General features: G+C 59.8%; 13 protein-coding genes and 1 pseudogene. 11 read left to right on the top strand and 3 right to left on the bottom strand.

The annotated features are described in order from the left end of the window. Positions 1-95: 95 nt before the first annotated feature. The gene (locus D3878_RS23895; protein WP_158592333.1) at positions 96-263 is read right to left on the bottom strand and encodes a hypothetical protein; all 168 of its coding nucleotides are present in this window, start codon (positions 261-263) and stop codon (positions 96-98) included. Positions 264-735: 472 nt separating this feature from the next. Here D3878_RS23895 and D3878_RS19500 point away from each other — a divergent pair, with 472 nt between their 5' ends. The 5 genes from D3878_RS19500 to D3878_RS19520 are packed head-to-tail and all read left to right on the top strand — an operon-like array spanning position 736 to position 7,048. After that, the gene (locus tag D3878_RS19500) at positions 736-1,788 is read left to right on the top strand and encodes a TolC family protein (RefSeq protein WP_476638915.1); all 1,053 of its coding nucleotides are present in this window, start codon (positions 736-738) and stop codon (positions 1,786-1,788) included. Beyond that, entirely contained in the window at positions 1,785-2,378 is a 594-nt protein-coding gene (locus tag D3878_RS19505) for a hypothetical protein (RefSeq protein WP_233556397.1), read from the top strand. Before D3878_RS19500 ends, D3878_RS19505 begins: the two co-directional genes overlap by 4 nt. A 2-nt stretch (positions 2,379-2,380) precedes the next feature. Continuing rightward, positions 2,381-3,502, top strand: coding sequence for an efflux RND transporter periplasmic adaptor subunit (locus D3878_RS19510; protein WP_119788015.1), 1,122 nt, complete (start codon positions 2,381-2,383; stop codon positions 3,500-3,502). A 10-nt stretch (positions 3,503-3,512) separates the two neighbouring features. Then, a complete protein-coding gene (locus D3878_RS19515) occupies positions 3,513-6,617 on the top strand; it encodes an efflux RND transporter permease subunit (RefSeq protein WP_119787003.1) in 3,105 nt (1,034 codons plus the stop codon). Between the two features lie 56 nt (positions 6,618-6,673). Continuing rightward, entirely contained in the window at positions 6,674-7,048 is a 375-nt protein-coding gene (locus tag D3878_RS19520; RefSeq protein WP_119788016.1) for a hypothetical protein, read from the top strand. A gap of 83 nt (positions 7,049-7,131) precedes the next feature. Here D3878_RS19520 and D3878_RS24460 read toward each other — a convergent pair whose 3' ends face one another. Together D3878_RS24460 and cadR are read right to left on the bottom strand one after the other, a co-directional pair. Beyond that, positions 7,132-7,344 carry a GDCCVxC domain-containing (seleno)protein gene (locus D3878_RS24460; protein ID WP_119787004.1) on the bottom strand — a complete coding sequence of 71 codons (213 nt, stop codon included), beginning with the start codon at positions 7,342-7,344 and terminating at the stop codon, positions 7,132-7,134. 46 nt (positions 7,345-7,390) lie between these two features. Then, positions 7,391-7,813 carry a Cd(II)/Pb(II)-responsive transcriptional regulator gene (cadR, locus tag D3878_RS19530; protein ID WP_119787005.1) on the bottom strand — a complete coding sequence of 141 codons (423 nt, stop codon included), beginning with the start codon at positions 7,811-7,813 and terminating at the stop codon, positions 7,391-7,393. A gap of 76 nt (positions 7,814-7,889) precedes the next feature. On the opposite strand from cadR, the gene D3878_RS19535 reads away from it, so the two are divergent. The 6 genes and pseudogenes from D3878_RS19535 to D3878_RS24465 form a co-directional block, all read left to right on the top strand. After that, positions 7,890-8,549, top strand: coding sequence for a cation efflux transmembrane domain-containing protein (locus D3878_RS19535; protein WP_119787006.1), 660 nt, complete (start codon positions 7,890-7,892; stop codon positions 8,547-8,549). 38 nt (positions 8,550-8,587) lie between these two features. Then, complete coding sequence (locus D3878_RS24735) at positions 8,588-8,923, top strand: DUF2946 family protein (protein ID WP_338016823.1); 336 nt, start codon at positions 8,588-8,590, stop codon at positions 8,921-8,923. Between the two features lie 80 nt (positions 8,924-9,003). Next, positions 9,004-10,293: a TolC family protein gene (locus D3878_RS19545; protein ID WP_119787008.1), complete on the top strand. Its 1,290-nt coding sequence runs from the start codon at positions 9,004-9,006 to the stop codon at positions 10,291-10,293. Between the two features lie 9 nt (positions 10,294-10,302). Beyond that, positions 10,303-11,595: an efflux RND transporter periplasmic adaptor subunit gene (locus tag D3878_RS19550; RefSeq protein ID WP_119787009.1), complete on the top strand. Its 1,293-nt coding sequence runs from the start codon at positions 10,303-10,305 to the stop codon at positions 11,593-11,595. A gap of 18 nt (positions 11,596-11,613) precedes the next feature. After that, complete coding sequence (locus tag D3878_RS19555) at positions 11,614-14,799, top strand: CusA/CzcA family heavy metal efflux RND transporter (RefSeq protein ID WP_119787010.1); 3,186 nt, start codon at positions 11,614-11,616, stop codon at positions 14,797-14,799. A gap of 121 nt (positions 14,800-14,920) precedes the next feature. Beyond that, positions 14,921-15,142 (top strand): annotated as a pseudogene (locus tag D3878_RS24465) (hypothetical protein); the annotation flags it as partial. Positions 15,143-15,151: the final 9 nt, after the last annotated feature.

Consider the following 15,151-nt stretch of genomic DNA (forward strand, 5'->3'; position numbering starts at 1 on the left):
CCAAGTGCATGCAGTAGTAAAAAATGTTAGCAAATGGTTTGGTGGTGGCCGCCAAATTGAAATTGGTATAATCTTGCCCCGATTCCTCTATCGGATTAACCGTGCGCCGTCTCGTTTGCATTTTCCTGATGTTGCTTCTGCCCTTGCATAGTTTTGCCATGCAAGGCGGATGGTCGCCTCTGGAAAATGTTTTCGACATTGCGCATGAGCTTGAGCATCTGGAAGGCACCAGCCATCATCACGGCGATGACGGTACGGTCCATTATGACGATTCCGGCGAATCCGCCCAGCATCACGCTGAACACACGGCTTCCGGCCATGCGCTAGCCTTGCCCTCAACTGCCATGCCAGGGCTTGGTCTTGTCGCACTGCCCTTTGTCCGGGGAGAGTTGCGGCAGTACATTCCCGAGCGCATACCAGAACAACCCCAGCGCCCCCCGCAAGCTCTCGGCTGAATTGCCGAGGGCACTCTTGCACTTTTGACCATCACCTGATTGTTTTGCGTGGCTTCATGCCGCGTTCCGTGCATCTGCCTTCGGCCAGTCTTTCTGGATACCGAATGGAGATTGCATGCGTGCTCATTATTTGATTCACCGTATTTGTTTTTTAACGGCGTTGGCGTTTGCTACGCCTAGCGCTTTTTCGCAAGCCGTCGCCCCCGATTTAAAGACCGCCGTTAATGCTGCCTGGCAGAGGTCGCCCCAGGCGCGGACGCTTGAAGCGCGACGCGACGAGATGCTTGCTGGGCGTGAAGCTGCGCAAACCTGGATTGCCGGTTCGCCCTCGATTGGGCTTTCACAACGCAGCGACCGTTGGACCGACCAGAACGGCGTGCGCGAAACGGAAGTTTCCCTCTCCGCCCCGATATGGTTGCCCGGCCAGAAGTCGGCCCGCCAGGCACTGGCGCAAACCGGTTCCGAGGACTTGGAAGCGCAAATTGCCAATGCAAGATTGGCATTGGCCGGCGAGGTAAGGGAGCGCCTGTGGGCGGTCGCGGCTGCCCGCGAAAATCTAACTGAAGTGCAAAATCAGCAACGATATCTGGAAGCCATCGCAGGCGACGTAATGCGCCGCGTCAAAGCGGGCGACCTGGCGAGGACGGATGGCATGCTTGCCCGGCAAGAGGTTCTTGCCGCAAAGGCGGCAGCGTTATCTGCACAGGCGAAAGTGCAGGAGGAACTGGCGCGTTATCGGACGCTCACGGGGCAGTCGGAGATTCCAACGCCCCAGCCTGAACCGGTTGGCAAAGCGTCACAGGAATCGCATTCCCGGATATTGGCAACGCGCGCTGCGCTAGAGAGCGCCCAGGCTTCCCTGGATGTCGTCAACCGCACGCGCAGCGACCCGCCGACCATCGGCGTATCCATGCGGCGCGAGCGGGACAGGCCTGCCAACCCAGCGAGTCACAGTGTCAGCATTGGTGTGCAAATTCCCATTGGTACCGCTGCGCGCAATCGCCCATTGGAAACGGCGGCACGGACAAAAATCGAGACCGCGACTGCCGAGGTGGCCCAGGCCGAAGCGACGGTACGTGCCGATGTCGAGCTTGCACGACAGCACCTGGCTGCGGCAGAACAAGCGCTGGACGCAGCTTCAATGCGTGCCGCCCTGACACGCGAACACACCCAACTCATCGAAAAAGCTTTCCGTCTTGGCGAGCGCGGACTGGCTGAATTGCTGCGCTCGCAGGCGCTGTCGCATGAAGCGGAAGTCGGCGAACGCCAGCAACGCGTCGCAGTTGGCCTAGCCCATGCCCGATTGAATCAAGCCCTAGGAATCATGCCATGAATCTCTTCAAAGCCTTTCTCTTCTATCTCATGACGATGTCTGCTGCAGTCGCAGCACCGGGCGCGCATGGCCCCGGCGGCGAGCATCTGGACGCCCCCGACGGCGGATATGTCCACTCGGATGCCGGACCACGCATTGAGACATTTACAGAGTCTTTCGAGCTTGTCGGCCATTTGCGAGGCGGCGAACTGTCGATACTCATCGATCGCTATGAAACCAACGAGCCGGTTTTGAACGGCAAGCTGGAAGTCGAATTCAATGGGCTGAAAGCGCCCGCCAGGTTTCATGCCGACCTGGGAGACTATGCGGTCGACGATGCCAATTTTCTCAAGGCGCTCGCCAAGCAAGGGAAGCACTCCCTCATCTTCACCCTGACCGCGGGAGATGAGAGCGACCTTCTCGAAGGCACGCTGGAAGTCAAGGCCGGTGATGAGGACGCACATGGCCATACTCACGACGATTCCCATGACGATGCGCACGGCCACGAATCTTCGCTCAGGAACTGGGCGATCGGCGGCGCGCTGCTTGCCATTCTGTTGGTGGCGTTGGTCATGCCAATGCTCCGCCGCAAAACAAATTCAGGAAAATGATCATGCTGACCAAAGTAGCGAGTTCCCTCATCCTCTTGATCGCCGCAGGCCTGGTGTCTTCGGCGGCGATAGCCGCCCCCGGCGCCCACGGTCCCGGCGGCGAGCATCTGGACGCGCCGGCCTCCAGTAACGCTTCCGGCTTGGCGCGCCTGCCCGACGGTAGCGTCAACGTGCCCAAGCAGGCGCAGCGCCGCATGGCGATTCGCACCGTGATGGCGCACGAGGCGGAACACCCGCTGACTGTTGAATTGAATGGCCGCATCGGCATCGACCCGAATGCCGGTGGCCGCGTGCAGGCACCTTATGCCGGGCGCATCGAGCCCGGTCCCAAGGGCTTGCCCGTGGCAGGCCAGCGCGTTGAAAAAGGCCAGCTGCTGGTGCGGGTGCGCCCAGTGGGGGAAGCCATCGAACGCGGCAACCAGCAGGCGCAACTGGCGGAAATACGCGCCAATCGCACCTTGGCGGCGCAACGGGTACAGCGCCTGGAATCGCTCGAAGGCACGGTGCCGCAAAAGGAAATCGAGGCGGCGCGTGCTGAACTGACGAGCCTCATCGGCCGCGAGCGGGCGGTGGGCGCCAGCATCGGCGGCAGTGAAGCCATCACGGCGTCGGCGTCGGGTATTGTCGCCTCGGCGAATGTCCTGAGCGGGCAGATCGTCGACGCGCGCGAAGTGCTGTTTGAAATCGTCGACCCGAACCGCATGGTCGTCGAGGCGACGACCACCGACGTCACGCTTGCCGGGCGGATCGCCGCGGCGACATTGACCGGCATCCCGGGTGTCGAACTGACGCTCTTGGGTGGCGGACGCAGTTTGCGGGACGGTGCGTTGCCGGTCAATTTCCGCGCCAGTGCAAAGGATGCTTCGCTTGCCATCGGCCAGCCGGTCACGGTCGTGGCCAAGCTTACCGACAAGGTCAAGGGCATTGCCTTGCCCGCCGAAGCCCTGGTGCGCAACCCCTCCAATGAACCGGTGGTCTGGATCAAGTCCGGCGCAGAACGCTTCATTGCGCAGCCGGTCGAGTCCAGGCCGCTCGATGCCAAGACTATTGTGGTGACAAAAGGTCTGGCTGCGGAAAACCGCGTGGTCGTGTCCGGCGCCTCCTTGATTAACCAGATCAGGTAGGGGCGAACATATGTTTAACTGGATCGTTCGTTTCAGCCTCACCAATCGCCTCTTTGTGTTGGCGGCTGCCGCGCTATTGGTGGTGTGGGGCTCGCTGATGGCAATGCGCACCCCGGTCGACGTTTTCCCGGACCTGAACAAGCCCCTGGTCACCGTCCTGACGGAAGCCGGCGGCATGGCGCCAGAAGAGGTCGAACAGCTGGTTTCCTTCCCCGTCGAGACATCCCTGAACGGCATGCCTGGCGTCACCCGCGTACGTTCCGTTTCGGGCGTCGGCTTGTCGATCGTTTATGCCGAGTTTGACTGGGGCACGGACATTTACCGCAACCGCCAGCTCGTTTCGGAACGGCTTGCGCTCGTCAAGGAACAGCTGCCCGGCGACATCGCCCCTGTCATGGGGCCGGTGTCGTCGATCATGGGCGAAGTGATGCTGATTGCGCTGCCCATCGACGTCTCGAATGCCGATCCGATGCAGGCACGCGAGTACGCGGACTTCGTCTTGCGGCCCAGGCTGTTGTCGATTCCCGGCGTTTCCCAGGTCATTCCGATCGGCGGCGACGTCAGGCAGTTGCGCGTCGAGCCCGACACGGCGCGCATGGCGCAGTTCAACGTGACGCTCGACCAGGTGAAGTCATCGCTGCAGGGCTTCGCGGCCAATACCAGCGGTGGATTCATCGACCTGAACAGCCGTGAATACCTGATTCGCAATCTTGGCCGGACCAACCGGCTGGAGGATGTGCAGGGCTTGCCGGTCGCTTACCGTGATGGCACGCCGATATTGCTGGAACAAGTGGCTACAGTCAGGTACGCACCGGCCTTCAAGCGGGGTGACGCCGGCATGAATGGCAAGCCGGCCGTCATCGTCAGCGTGCAAAAGCAGCCTGCGGCCGACACCGTGAAGCTGACGGAGGAAATCGAAACGGCATTGTCCGAGCTGAAACAGGGGCTGCCAGCCGGGCTTGCGGCGCCTGAAGTGCTGTTCCGCCAGGCGAATTTCATCGAGGCGTCCATCAACAATGTCGTGGAAGCGTTGCGTGACGGCGCCATCCTGGTTGCCATCATCCTGTTCGCATTTCTGCTCAACTTCCGCACCACCGCCATTTCGCTGATTGCCATCCCGCTGTCGCTGGCCGTCACCATGGTCGTCTTCCATTTGCTGGGGCAGTCGATTAACGTAATGACACTGGGCGGCCTGGCGATTGCGATTGGCGAGCTGGTCGATGATGCGGTCGTCGATGTGGAAAACATCTTGCGGCGCCTGAAGCAGCGGCGCACCGATGCCAATCCGCTGTCGGTGCTGGAAACCATCTGGCGGGCGTCCGTCGAGGTGCGGTCCGGCATCGTCTATGCCACGATCATCGTGGTGCTGGTGTTCGTGCCGCTGTTCGCCCTTCCGGGCATCGAAGGCCGCCTGTTTGCGCCGCTGGGCATCGCCTACATCGTCTCCATTCTGGCGTCGATGCTGGTGTCGATGACCGTCACCCCGGTCTTGGCGTACTACCTGTTGCCGGAGATGAAGCAACTGGCGCACGGCGACAGTCCGCTGGTCCGACGCATCAAGGCTTGGGATGCGCGTATTCTGGCGTGGTCGTTCCCGCGCACAAAAACCATCCTCGCGGTGGCCGCCGTCGCAGTCATTGTGGCTGCCGCATCGGTGCCGTTCTTTCCGCGTGCCTTCCTGCCGCCGTTTAATGAGGGCTCGCTGGTGATGGGGATGACGTTCACGCCCGGGACCTCGCTGGCCGAAGCCAACCGCATGGGGGCACTGGCGGAAACGCTGGTCAAGGAAGTCCCCGAGGTCATCAAGGTGGGGCGGCGCACCGGACGCGCCGAACTCGATGAGCATGCGGAAGGCGTGCACTCGGCGGAAATCGACGTCGACCTGAAACGCTCCGAACGAGACCGGGAAGCGGTGATGGCGGATATCCGGGCGCGCCTTGCCGTCATTCCGGCATCCATCGCCATCAGCCAGCCGATTTCGCACCGGCTGGACCACCTGCTTTCCGGGGTGCGGGCGCAAATCGCCTTGAAAATCTATGGCGATGACCTCGATACCTTGCGCGGGCTTGCCGAAGGCTTGCGCGGCAAGTTGGCCAGTGTGCCGGGACTGGTCGATTTGTCAGTCGAGCGGCAAGTGCTCATTCCGCAAATCAAGGTGCGGGTCGATTATCGGAAAGCAGCGCAATACGGCTTGTCGCCTGGGCAGATACTGACGGCATTGCAATCGCTCTCGGAAGGGGAACGCATCACCCAGGTCGTCGATGGCCCGCGCCGCTTCGACTTGATGGTCCGCTTGCCGGACGATAGCCGCTCGCCGCAGGATTTGGCGCGTGTCATGCTTGACAGCCCGGCGGGCCGGATTCCCTTGTCCTCGGTTGCGACTGTAGAGGAAGGGGACGGGCCGAACCAGATCGGCCGGGAAAACGGCCGGCGCCGCATCGTGGTGTATGCCAATACCGACGGCTCGGACATGTCACGTGTCATTGCGGATGTGCGCAAGGCGATTGCCGCAACGCCGCTCCCCGGAAGCTACTTCGTCAGTATCGAAGGGCAGTTCCAGGCGCAGGAGCAGGCAATGCAGCTGATTGTGGGCTTGTCGCTGGCATCGCTTGCCATGATTTTCCTGGTGCTGTACTCGCGCTACAAATCCGGCGTGCTGGCCCTGGTCATCATGGGGAATATTCCCTTTGCACTGATTGGCAGTGTCATTGCGATGTGGATTGCCGGGGTGTCGCTCTCAGTGGCGTCGATGGTGGGCTTCATCACGCTGGCGGGCATTGCGACGCGTAATGGCATTCTGAAGGTCAGCCACTACATCAACTTGTGCAAGTTCGAAGGCGAGACCTTCGGCATGCCGATGATTGTGCGCGGCTCGCTGGAACGGCTGACGCCGGTGCTGATGACGGCGCTGGTAGCGGCCTTTGCGCTGGTGCCCTTGCTCCTGGCGGCGGATGCTCCCGGCAAGGAAATCCTGCATCCGGTTGCGGTGGTGATTTTTGGCGGCCTCGTCAGCTCGACGATCCTGGATTCGCTGCTGACCCCGCTGATTTTCTGGCTGGTCGGCCGCAAGCCGCTGGAAGCGCTTGTTGCAGGTGAAGCGAAGGAAGCGTATTAAAAATGGGTTATTGCAGCGGCGCCCATCACAGAGCCGCTGCATTCAAGGAGAAGGCAATGAAAAAACTGATGGCATTTGTGGCAATGGCGGCGGCAGTAGCCGTTTCGGGCAACGTTTGGGCACACGGCGACAAGCCCAAGCACGGCGGCATCGTTCAGTCCGCCAGTGACCTGGGCTTCGAACTGGTCAACAAGGATGGCAAGGCGACAATTTATGTCGAAGACCATGGCAAGCCCTTGTCCACATCCGGCGCCACCGGCAAGCTGACGGTACTGAACGGCGCTGAAAAGACTGAAATCGCACTCGAGCCAAGCGGCGAGAATGCCCTGGTTACCAAGGGCGAGGCAAAGCTGGCGAAAGGAACGAAAGCGATTGCGGCTGTGACGTTCGCGGACAAGAAGACTGTGAACGTGCGGTTTCCGGTGAAATAAAGCCTCGACGGGTGTCAGCGTAGCTGCCGGTTAAGCTGTGCTGGCATCTGCGGCCAGCGGAAAATCCGGTTCGGCGTATCGCTTTAGCCGCAGCATCCGCGCTGCTCTTGAATGGGTGGACATTTCACCGAGCCATAGGAGCAATAGACGCAGCAGTCTCCGGCCTTCGGGCGCAGGACTTTCTTGCAGTTCTCGCATTCATAATAAAACTGGCAGGCATCTGTCGGCATCGTTTCCTGCTTGGCGAATCCGCAGTACGGACAGGTAAGAACGGAATTGAGAGTAACGGTTGTCATTTCGGTTAAGGATCCAGTCGGTCCGTCATTGATCTGATGCTGAATGTTAAGTATGACACGCACATTCGTGATTTCCTGCAGACTCGGATAAATTCTGGATGATGGCGCATTCCTGAACAGAGTGCGGTTCGCCACATTGGTCACGCAAGCTTGTCAGCTGCGTCTCCAGGGTGCGTAACGTATCCATTTGCGCCCGGATGCGTTCAATGTGATGGTCCAGCAGTTCGTTCACGCCCTGGCACCCTGTCGTTGGATTGCCCTTGAGTTCAAGCAGGACGCGAATGTCGGCAAGCGACATTTGCAGCGACCGGCAATGGCGGATGAATTGCAAACGCTCCTGATGTTCTTCCCTGTATTCACGATAACCCGCAGCATTCCTCGCCGGCTCAGCCAGCAAGCCCGATTTCTCGTAATACCGGACGGTTTCGATCTCGGTGCCGGTACGTTTTGCCAATTCACCAATTCGCATGGAAATCTCCCAAATAGTGCTTGACCCTGTAGCGACTACGGGGTTTTAAATGCCACTATACCTAAAGGAGAATCCAATGTCTGCATGTTGCTCGGGAGGCTGCTCCTCCACAAAACCGCCCGTAGACCCGACGTATCGCAGAATCCTGTGGATTGCCCTGTTCGTCAATGCCGGCATGTTCGGCGTTGAGCTGCTCAGCGGGTGGGCTGCTGGTTCAGTCTCCCTGTTGGCCGATGCCGTTGATTTTTTCGGCGATGCGGCGAATTATGCCGTCTCCTTATTTGTTCTTGGGCTGGCGCCAATCTGGCGTTCCCGCACTGCCCTGGTCAAGGGCGTGACCATGGGTGGTTATGGATTTTTCGTACTTGCCATGTCAGCGTGGAATCTCAACGCGGGAACCGTTCCTGAAGCGTCAACCATGGGCAAAATTGGTTTTCTGGCTTTGGCCGCCAACGTCTTCGTCGCCATCCTGTTATTTGTCTATCGTAATGGCGATTCGAACATGCGGTCGGTCTGGCTTTGCTCGCGAAACGACGCCATTGGCAATGTGGCCGTATTGCTGGCAGCCTGGGGGGTGTTCGGCACTGGCGCAGGCTGGCCCGATTTGCTGGTCGCTACCGTTATGGGTGTTCTTGGCTTAAGCGCGGCACGTTCCGTGATTGCGCAGGCACGACGCGAGTTGACATCAGAAGCCGCTCTTGTGGCATTGCGACCCGACACCACCACCACCGAGTAGTCATCAATGTTATTATTTCACCCGTGAAAAAACTGCTCATGATTTTGTTGTTGACGATTTTGCCGCTCCAGTATTCCTGGGCAGCGGCAGCCGTCTATTGCGAGCATGAGCAAGGGCATGTTGCGCATTTTGGCCACCATGGTCATCAGCATCAGGCGCACGCCGATAAATCGGATGCGGAAGACCAGGGCACTTCCAAGCAATTCCATAGCGATTGCGAGTATTGCCAATTTGCTGGCCAGACACCGTTTATCGCAGTGGCGCCGACGATCGGGCAACCGGAACCCACAAGTCATCCGGGACTTTTACTCCTATCCTTCACCTCCCACATCGAAGACGGCCCCAGTCGGCCTGACAGGATGCTCGTCGCGTAACGCGGCGAGACAGTCAAGCATTTCTTCTCTACGTAGTATCTGACGTCTCGTCGAATTCCTTCCCTTATTTGGAGAATTCGATGTACCGGTATTTATTGCCATTCACGCTCGTGGCGCTTGGTTTGCCTGTCTTTGCGCAAACCGAGCTCCCAGGAGCCAGCCGTATTGAATCAGCCCCAGCCACCGCAAACCGCGTTGTCGAAGCGGCCGGCCCATTGACGCTGCAGGCAGCGATGAGCATGGCGCTGGGCGCCAATCCTGAATTATCGGCGGCACGGTATGAGCTGCAGGCAGTGGAGGGCGCGGTCTTGCAGGCCGGCATCCTGCCGAATCCATCTCTGGAACTCGGCGTGGAAGATACGCGCCGGGAAACCCGTGAAACCACCGTGCAATTGAGCCAGCCTATCGAGCTGGGCGGCAAGCGAGGCGCGCGGGTGCAAGCAGCGGAGCGGGGCCGCGATGCCGCGCAAGCCGAGCTCAACGCCCGGCACGCCGACATACGCGCTGCCGTCATCACGACATTCTTCGAGGTGCTGGCAGCACAGGAACGGCTCAGCCTGGCCGAAAATTCCGCGGAGCTGGCAAAACGCGCAACAAATGCCGCGTCCAGGCGTGTTGCTGCCGGCAAGGTTTCGCCCGTTGAAGAAACCAAAGCCCGGGTGGCTGAATCAGGTATTCGGTTTGAACTGGTCCAGGCCAGGAGCGAACTGGCAACTGCCCGCAAGCACCTGGCTGCCCTGTGGGGCAATCCATCCCCGCGCTTTGTACGCGCCGAAGGACAACTGGATGCCTTGCCGGTTTTGCCTGAGAAGACGGCGTTGTCAGTGCGTCTGGCTACTGCGCCGGCCCTGGTCCGTGCGCGTGTCGAAGTCGACCGGCGGCAGGCAATGGCGCAAGTCGAACGCAGCCGGCGCATTCCCGACGTGACGCTGAACCTGGGAGTCAAGCGATCGCAAGAGTTGGGGCGCAACCAGGCCATTGTCGGCGTGTCGATTCCATTGCCGCTGTTTGACAGAAACCAGGGCAATATCCTGGAGGCCTTGCGTCGTACCGACAAGGCGCGCGATGAACTCGCCTTCGCGGAAACCCGCCTGCACAACGAGCTTGCCCAGGCCTTTGAAAAACTGGATGTCGCTCGACAGGAAACCGACGCATTGCGGCAAGAGGTCTTGCCGGGTGCGCAGAGCGCTTATGACGCCGCGACCAAGGGATTCGAAGCCGGCAAATTCGCTTTCCTGGATGTCCTCGATGCGCAGCGCACGCTGTTGCAAGCCAAATCCCAATATCTGCGTGCACTGACTGAAGCGCACCGCGCAGCGGCCGAAATCGAGCGGATTCTTGGCGAACCCGTGCAGGCAAACAAGCAGTAAGAGTCCGATATGAAAATCAATCTCACGAAAAAACAATCCCTTTCCATTCTTGCCATCGTTGCTGTCGGCATCCTGCTGGGTGCTCTCATCCTGATGACGGGTGGCACCAAGCCTGAATCAGGCGAGGATGCGCACGGCCACGGCCCGGCCCGGGCCGGCCAGCATGCCGACGCCAAAGGCAGGGACAAACATGCCGACGACGAGCATGGCCATGGCGAAGGCCGCGAAGCGGAGCACGGAAAAGACCCGCATGCGGGGGAAGAAGCTGCAGAGGGGAAGGTAGAGCTGGATGATGCCCGCATCAAGGCTGCCGGCATCACGGTGGCCAAAGCCGGGCCGGCGAAGATAGGGAGCGTCATCACGCTGCCGGGTGAAATCCGCTTCAACGAAGACAGGACGGCCCATGTCGTCCCCCGGCTCGCCGGCGTCGTGGAAAGCGTTCGCGTGAATCTTGGCGAGCAAGTCAAAAAAGGCCAGGTGCTTGCTGTGATCGCCAGCAGCGATCTGGCTGAACAGCGCGCGACGCTGCTTTCCGCACAAAAGCGCCTGGCACTGGCAAAGACAACCCATGCACGCGAGAAGGCGCTTTGGCAGGAAAAAATCTCGGCGGAACAGGATTACCTGCAGGCACAGCAAGCCATGAGCGAAGCCGAAATTGCCGTGCGAAATGCACAGGAAAAACTGAGCGCCATCGGTGCAACCGGGAAGTTTTCCAGCGACCTCAATCGTTACGAGATACGCGCGCCATTCGATGGCATGGTGATGGAAAAGCATCTCTCGCTGGGCGAGGCAGTCAAGGAAGATGCCAGCATCTTCACGATTTCCGACCTGTCCACCGTCTGGGCCGAAATTGCCGTACCGGCATCCAACCTGAATGCCGTACGGGTCGGCGGCAATGTGACCATCCGGGCGACGGCATTTGATGCCAGGGCAACCGGCAAGATTGCCTATGTCGGCGCTTTGCTGGGCGAGCAGACACGCGTCGCCAAGGCGCGTGTCGTCCTGGCCAACCCGGACCTGGCCTGGCGTCCCGGCTTGTTCGTGAATGTCGACATCGTTTCCAGTCAGGCCGATGCCGCTGTGACGGTGGCATCGGATGCGGTCCAGACCCACGAGGACAAGCCGGTCATCTTCGTCCGCGTACCCGGTGGATTCCGCGCGCAAGAAATCACGCTCGGCCGCAGCGACGGCAAGAGGGTGGAAATCGTCAAGGGTTTGCAAGCCGGAGCGGAATATGCCGGCACGGGCAGTTTCATCATCAGGTCGGAACTGGGCAAAGCCAGTGCCGAGCACGCCCATTGATGCGGAAGGAACATCACCATGTTTGAACGCATCATTCGTTTCGCCATCGAGCAGCGCTGGCTGATTCTGCTGGCAGTTTTCATCATGGCAGCTATAGGTATCTACAACTACCAGAAGCTGCCGATTGACGCCGTGCCGGACATTACCAATGTCCAGGTCCAGATCAATACCGCGGCGCCCGGCTACTCGCCACTGGAAACTGAACAGCGCATTACCTTTCCGATTGAAACGGTTATGTCCGGGTTGCCGAATCTGCAGCAGACACGTTCGCTCTCGCGCTACGGCCTGTCGCAGATTACCGTGATTTTCAAGGACGGCACCGACATCTACTTCGCGCGCCAGCTGGTCAATGAACGCATCCAGGAAGCCAGGGAACGGCTGCCTGCGGGCATCACACCAGCCATGGGGCCGATTTCGACCGGCCTGGGGGAAATCTATTTGTGGACGGTTGAGGCCAGGGAGGACGCGAAAAAGCCGGACGGCACGCCGTATACCCCGACCGACCTGCGTGAGATACAGGACTGGATTATCAAGCCGCAGTTGCGCAATGTCCCGGGCGTGACCGAAATTAACTCCATTGGCGGCTATGCCAAGGAATACCAGGTGGCGCCCATTCCGGAGCGGCTGGCCTCCTACAGTCTGACGCTGCAGGACATCGTTACCGCGCTGGAGCGCAATAACAGCAATGTCGGCGCCGGGTATATCGAAAAACGCGGGGAACAGCAGTTGATCCGGGTTCCCGGCCAGGTGAGTTCGATTGAGGATATCCGCAATATCGTCCTGGCCAACGTCAAGGGCGTGCCGATTCGTATCCGTGATGTCGGTGAAGTGGAGATTGGACGGGAATTGCGCACCGGCGCTGCGACCGATAACGGCCGCGAGGTGGTGCTGGGTACCGTGTTCATGCTGATTGGCCAGAATAGCCGGGCCGTGTCGCATGCGGTCGACCAGAAGATGGTGGAAGTCAACCGCACCCTTCCCGAGGGCGTGCAGGCGATCACTGTCTATGACCGTACGGTCCTGGTGGACAAGGCCATCAACACCGTCAAGAAAAACCTGCTGGAAGGCGCGGTGCTCGTCATCGTGGTGCTGTTTCTGTTCCTGGGCAATATCCGCGCCGCCCTCATCACCGCCATGGTGATTCCGCTTTCCATGCTGTTCACGTTTACCGGCATGGTGACGTACAAGGTGAGCGCCAACCTGCTGAGCCTGGGGGCGCTGGACTTCGGGATTATCGTCGATGGCGCGGTGGTAATCGTGGAGAACTGCGTGCGGCGGTTGGCTCATGCGCAGGCGCAGCAGGGCCGTCCGCTGACCCGAGCAGAGCGCTTCCATGAAGTATTCACGGCCTCCAGGGAGGCGCGTCGTCCGCTTCTCTACGGGCAGTTGATCATCATGGTGGTGTACCTGCCGATTTTTGCGCTCACAGGTGTCGAGGGCCGCATGTTCCACCCGATGGCCATGACCGTGGTGCTGGCTCTGTTGGGCGCCATGATTCTGTCCATTACTTTTATCCCCGCAGCGGTCGCGCTTTTCATCGGCGACAAGGTCGCCGAAAAGGAAAATGCGCTGATGAACGGCGCCAAACGTTTCTATGGACCGCTGCTGGATGGCGCGATGGCGAACAAGCCGGTGGTGCTGATCTTTGCCGCAGTCGTCGTCCTTTTGTCGGGCCTGCTGGCAACCCGCCTGGGCAGCGAATTCGCCCCCCATCTCAATGAAGGCGACTTTGCCATTCAGGCATTGCGCATCCCGGGCACGAGCCTGACGCAATCGGTCGAGATGCAACAGCAGCTGGAACGCACGTTGAAAGCGCAGTTCCCGGAAATCGAGCGCATCTTCGCCCGTACCGGCACGGCCGAAATTGCCGCCGACCCGATGCCGCCCAATATCTCCGATGGCTATGTCATGCTCAAGCCGCAAGACCAGTGGCCCGCGCCGAAAAAGTCGCGGGAGGAACTGCTGGCTGCGGTGCAGGAAGCTGCCTCAAAAATCCCAGGCAGCAATTACGAGTTTTCCCAGCCGATTCAACTGCGCTTCAACGAACTGATTTCCGGCGTGCGCAGCGACGTTGCAGTGAAACTGTTCGGCGACGACATGAAAGTGCTGGACACTACAGCCGCCGAGATTGCTGCTGCGCTGGGGAACATTCCTGGTGCGGCGGACGTCAAGGTCGAGCAGACCACCGGCCTGCCGATGCTGACCATTCATATCGACCGCGACAAGGCAGCGCGCTACGGCATCAACGTCGCCGATGTGCAGGACACGGTGGCTACCGCCATCGGCGGCAAGGAAGCCGGCACCTTGTTCCAGGGCGACCGTCGCTTCGACATCATCGTCCGGTTGCCGGAAAACCTGCGCAATGACGTGGAAGCGATGAAGCGCCTGCCTGTTTTGCTGCCACGCGCGGAAGGCGAGGGCGAGCGTGCCAACTTCATCCCGTTGAGCGAGGTGGCGACCCTGGACCTTGCGCCAGGCCCGAACCAGGTCAGCCGGGAAGACGGCAAGCGCCGCATCGTCATCAGCGCCAATGTGCGGGGACGCGATATCGGCTCGTTTGTGTCCGACGCCGAACAATTGATTCAGCAGAAAGTAAAAATCCCGGCGGGTTACTGGACCACGTGGGGCGGCCAGTTCGAACAGTTGCAGTCGGCTACGCAACGGCTGCAGATCGTGGTGCCGGTGGCATTGTTGCTAGTGTTTACGCTGCTGTTTGCCATGTTCGGGAATATCAAGGATGGTTTGCTGGTGTTTTCCGGAATTCCCTTTGCACTCACTGGCGGGATTGTCGCGCTGTGGCTGCGCGGGATTCCCTTGTCGATTTCCGCGGCCGTCGGATTCATCGCCTTGTCCGGCGTGGCGGTGCTCAATGGCCTCGTCATGGTTTCCTACATCCGTAGTCTGCGTGAAGAAGGCAGGTCACTGGATGAGGCAATTCGCGAAGGTGCGCTGACGCGCTTGCGGCCGGTGTTGATGACAGCGCTGGTGGCGTCGCTGGGCTTTGTGCCGATGGCTATCGCAACCGGGACGGGTGCCGAAGTGCAGCGCCCCTTGGCAACCGTCGTTATTGGCGGCATTCTATCTTCTACGGTGCTCACTTTGCTCGTGCTGCCACTGCTGTACCGTTTGGCGTATCGCAAGGACGAAGATGAGGGGAATGAAGTTATCGCCTTAAATGGCGCGTCGCAGCAACTTCCTACATAATCAGGGGAGCCCTCATCCCGATTGGATGAGGGCTGAAGTCACCCTCGGAATACCAAATAACGCGGACCTTGTACGCTAAACGACGAGTCTTGGACTGAGGTATGCTTGATATTTCTGCCGCCGGGCGCGCCAGATTTCAGTCGATATGGTGCGCAACCTGCACCAGAACCTGGGTTTTGCCTTTGTCTATAATGCATTCGGCGTGCCGCTGGCGGCTGGCCTTTTGTAACTCTTCAAGGGACACTTTTTGTCGCCGATGATCGCGGCTTTGGCGATGAGCCTGAGTTCGATGCCGGTCATCACCAATGCACTGCGCCTGCGCAGGGGCACTAATTTGAATTGAAGGAGCATT

Origin of the sequence: Noviherbaspirillum sedimenti (genome assembly GCF_003590835.1) — a bacterium.
GTDB classification, from domain to species: Bacteria; Pseudomonadota; Gammaproteobacteria; order Burkholderiales; family Burkholderiaceae_D; genus Paucimonas; species Paucimonas sedimenti.

Excerpts from the sequence above, each read along its gene's own strand:
- D3878_RS19545 (WP_119787008.1), top strand. The coding sequence starts at position 9,004 with ATGTACCGGTATTTATTGCCATTCACGCTCGTGGCGCTTGGTTTGCCT.
- D3878_RS19555 (WP_119787010.1), top strand. The coding sequence starts at position 11,614 with ATGTTTGAACGCATCATTCGTTTCGCCATCGAGCAGCGCTGGCTGATT.
- D3878_RS19505 (WP_233556397.1), top strand. The coding sequence starts at position 1,785 with ATGAATCTCTTCAAAGCCTTTCTCTTCTATCTCATGACGATGTCTGCT.
- D3878_RS24735 (WP_338016823.1), top strand. The coding sequence starts at position 8,588 with ATGATTTTGTTGTTGACGATTTTGCCGCTCCAGTATTCCTGGGCAGCG.
- D3878_RS24460 (WP_119787004.1), bottom strand. The coding sequence starts at position 7,344 with ATGACAACCGTTACTCTCAATTCCGTTCTTACCTGTCCGTACTGCGGA.
- D3878_RS19515 (WP_119787003.1), top strand. The coding sequence starts at position 3,513 with ATGTTTAACTGGATCGTTCGTTTCAGCCTCACCAATCGCCTCTTTGTG.
- D3878_RS19535 (WP_119787006.1), top strand. The coding sequence starts at position 7,890 with ATGTCTGCATGTTGCTCGGGAGGCTGCTCCTCCACAAAACCGCCCGTA.
- D3878_RS23895 (WP_158592333.1), bottom strand. The coding sequence starts at position 263 with ATGGACCGTACCGTCATCGCCGTGATGATGGCTGGTGCCTTCCAGATG.
- D3878_RS19500 (WP_476638915.1), top strand. The coding sequence starts at position 736 with ATGCTTGCTGGGCGTGAAGCTGCGCAAACCTGGATTGCCGGTTCGCCC.
- D3878_RS19520 (WP_119788016.1), top strand. The coding sequence starts at position 6,674 with ATGAAAAAACTGATGGCATTTGTGGCAATGGCGGCGGCAGTAGCCGTT.
- cadR (WP_119787005.1), bottom strand. The coding sequence starts at position 7,813 with ATGCGAATTGGTGAATTGGCAAAACGTACCGGCACCGAGATCGAAACC.
- D3878_RS19510 (WP_119788015.1), top strand. The coding sequence starts at position 2,381 with ATGCTGACCAAAGTAGCGAGTTCCCTCATCCTCTTGATCGCCGCAGGC.
- D3878_RS19550 (WP_119787009.1), top strand. The coding sequence starts at position 10,303 with ATGAAAATCAATCTCACGAAAAAACAATCCCTTTCCATTCTTGCCATC.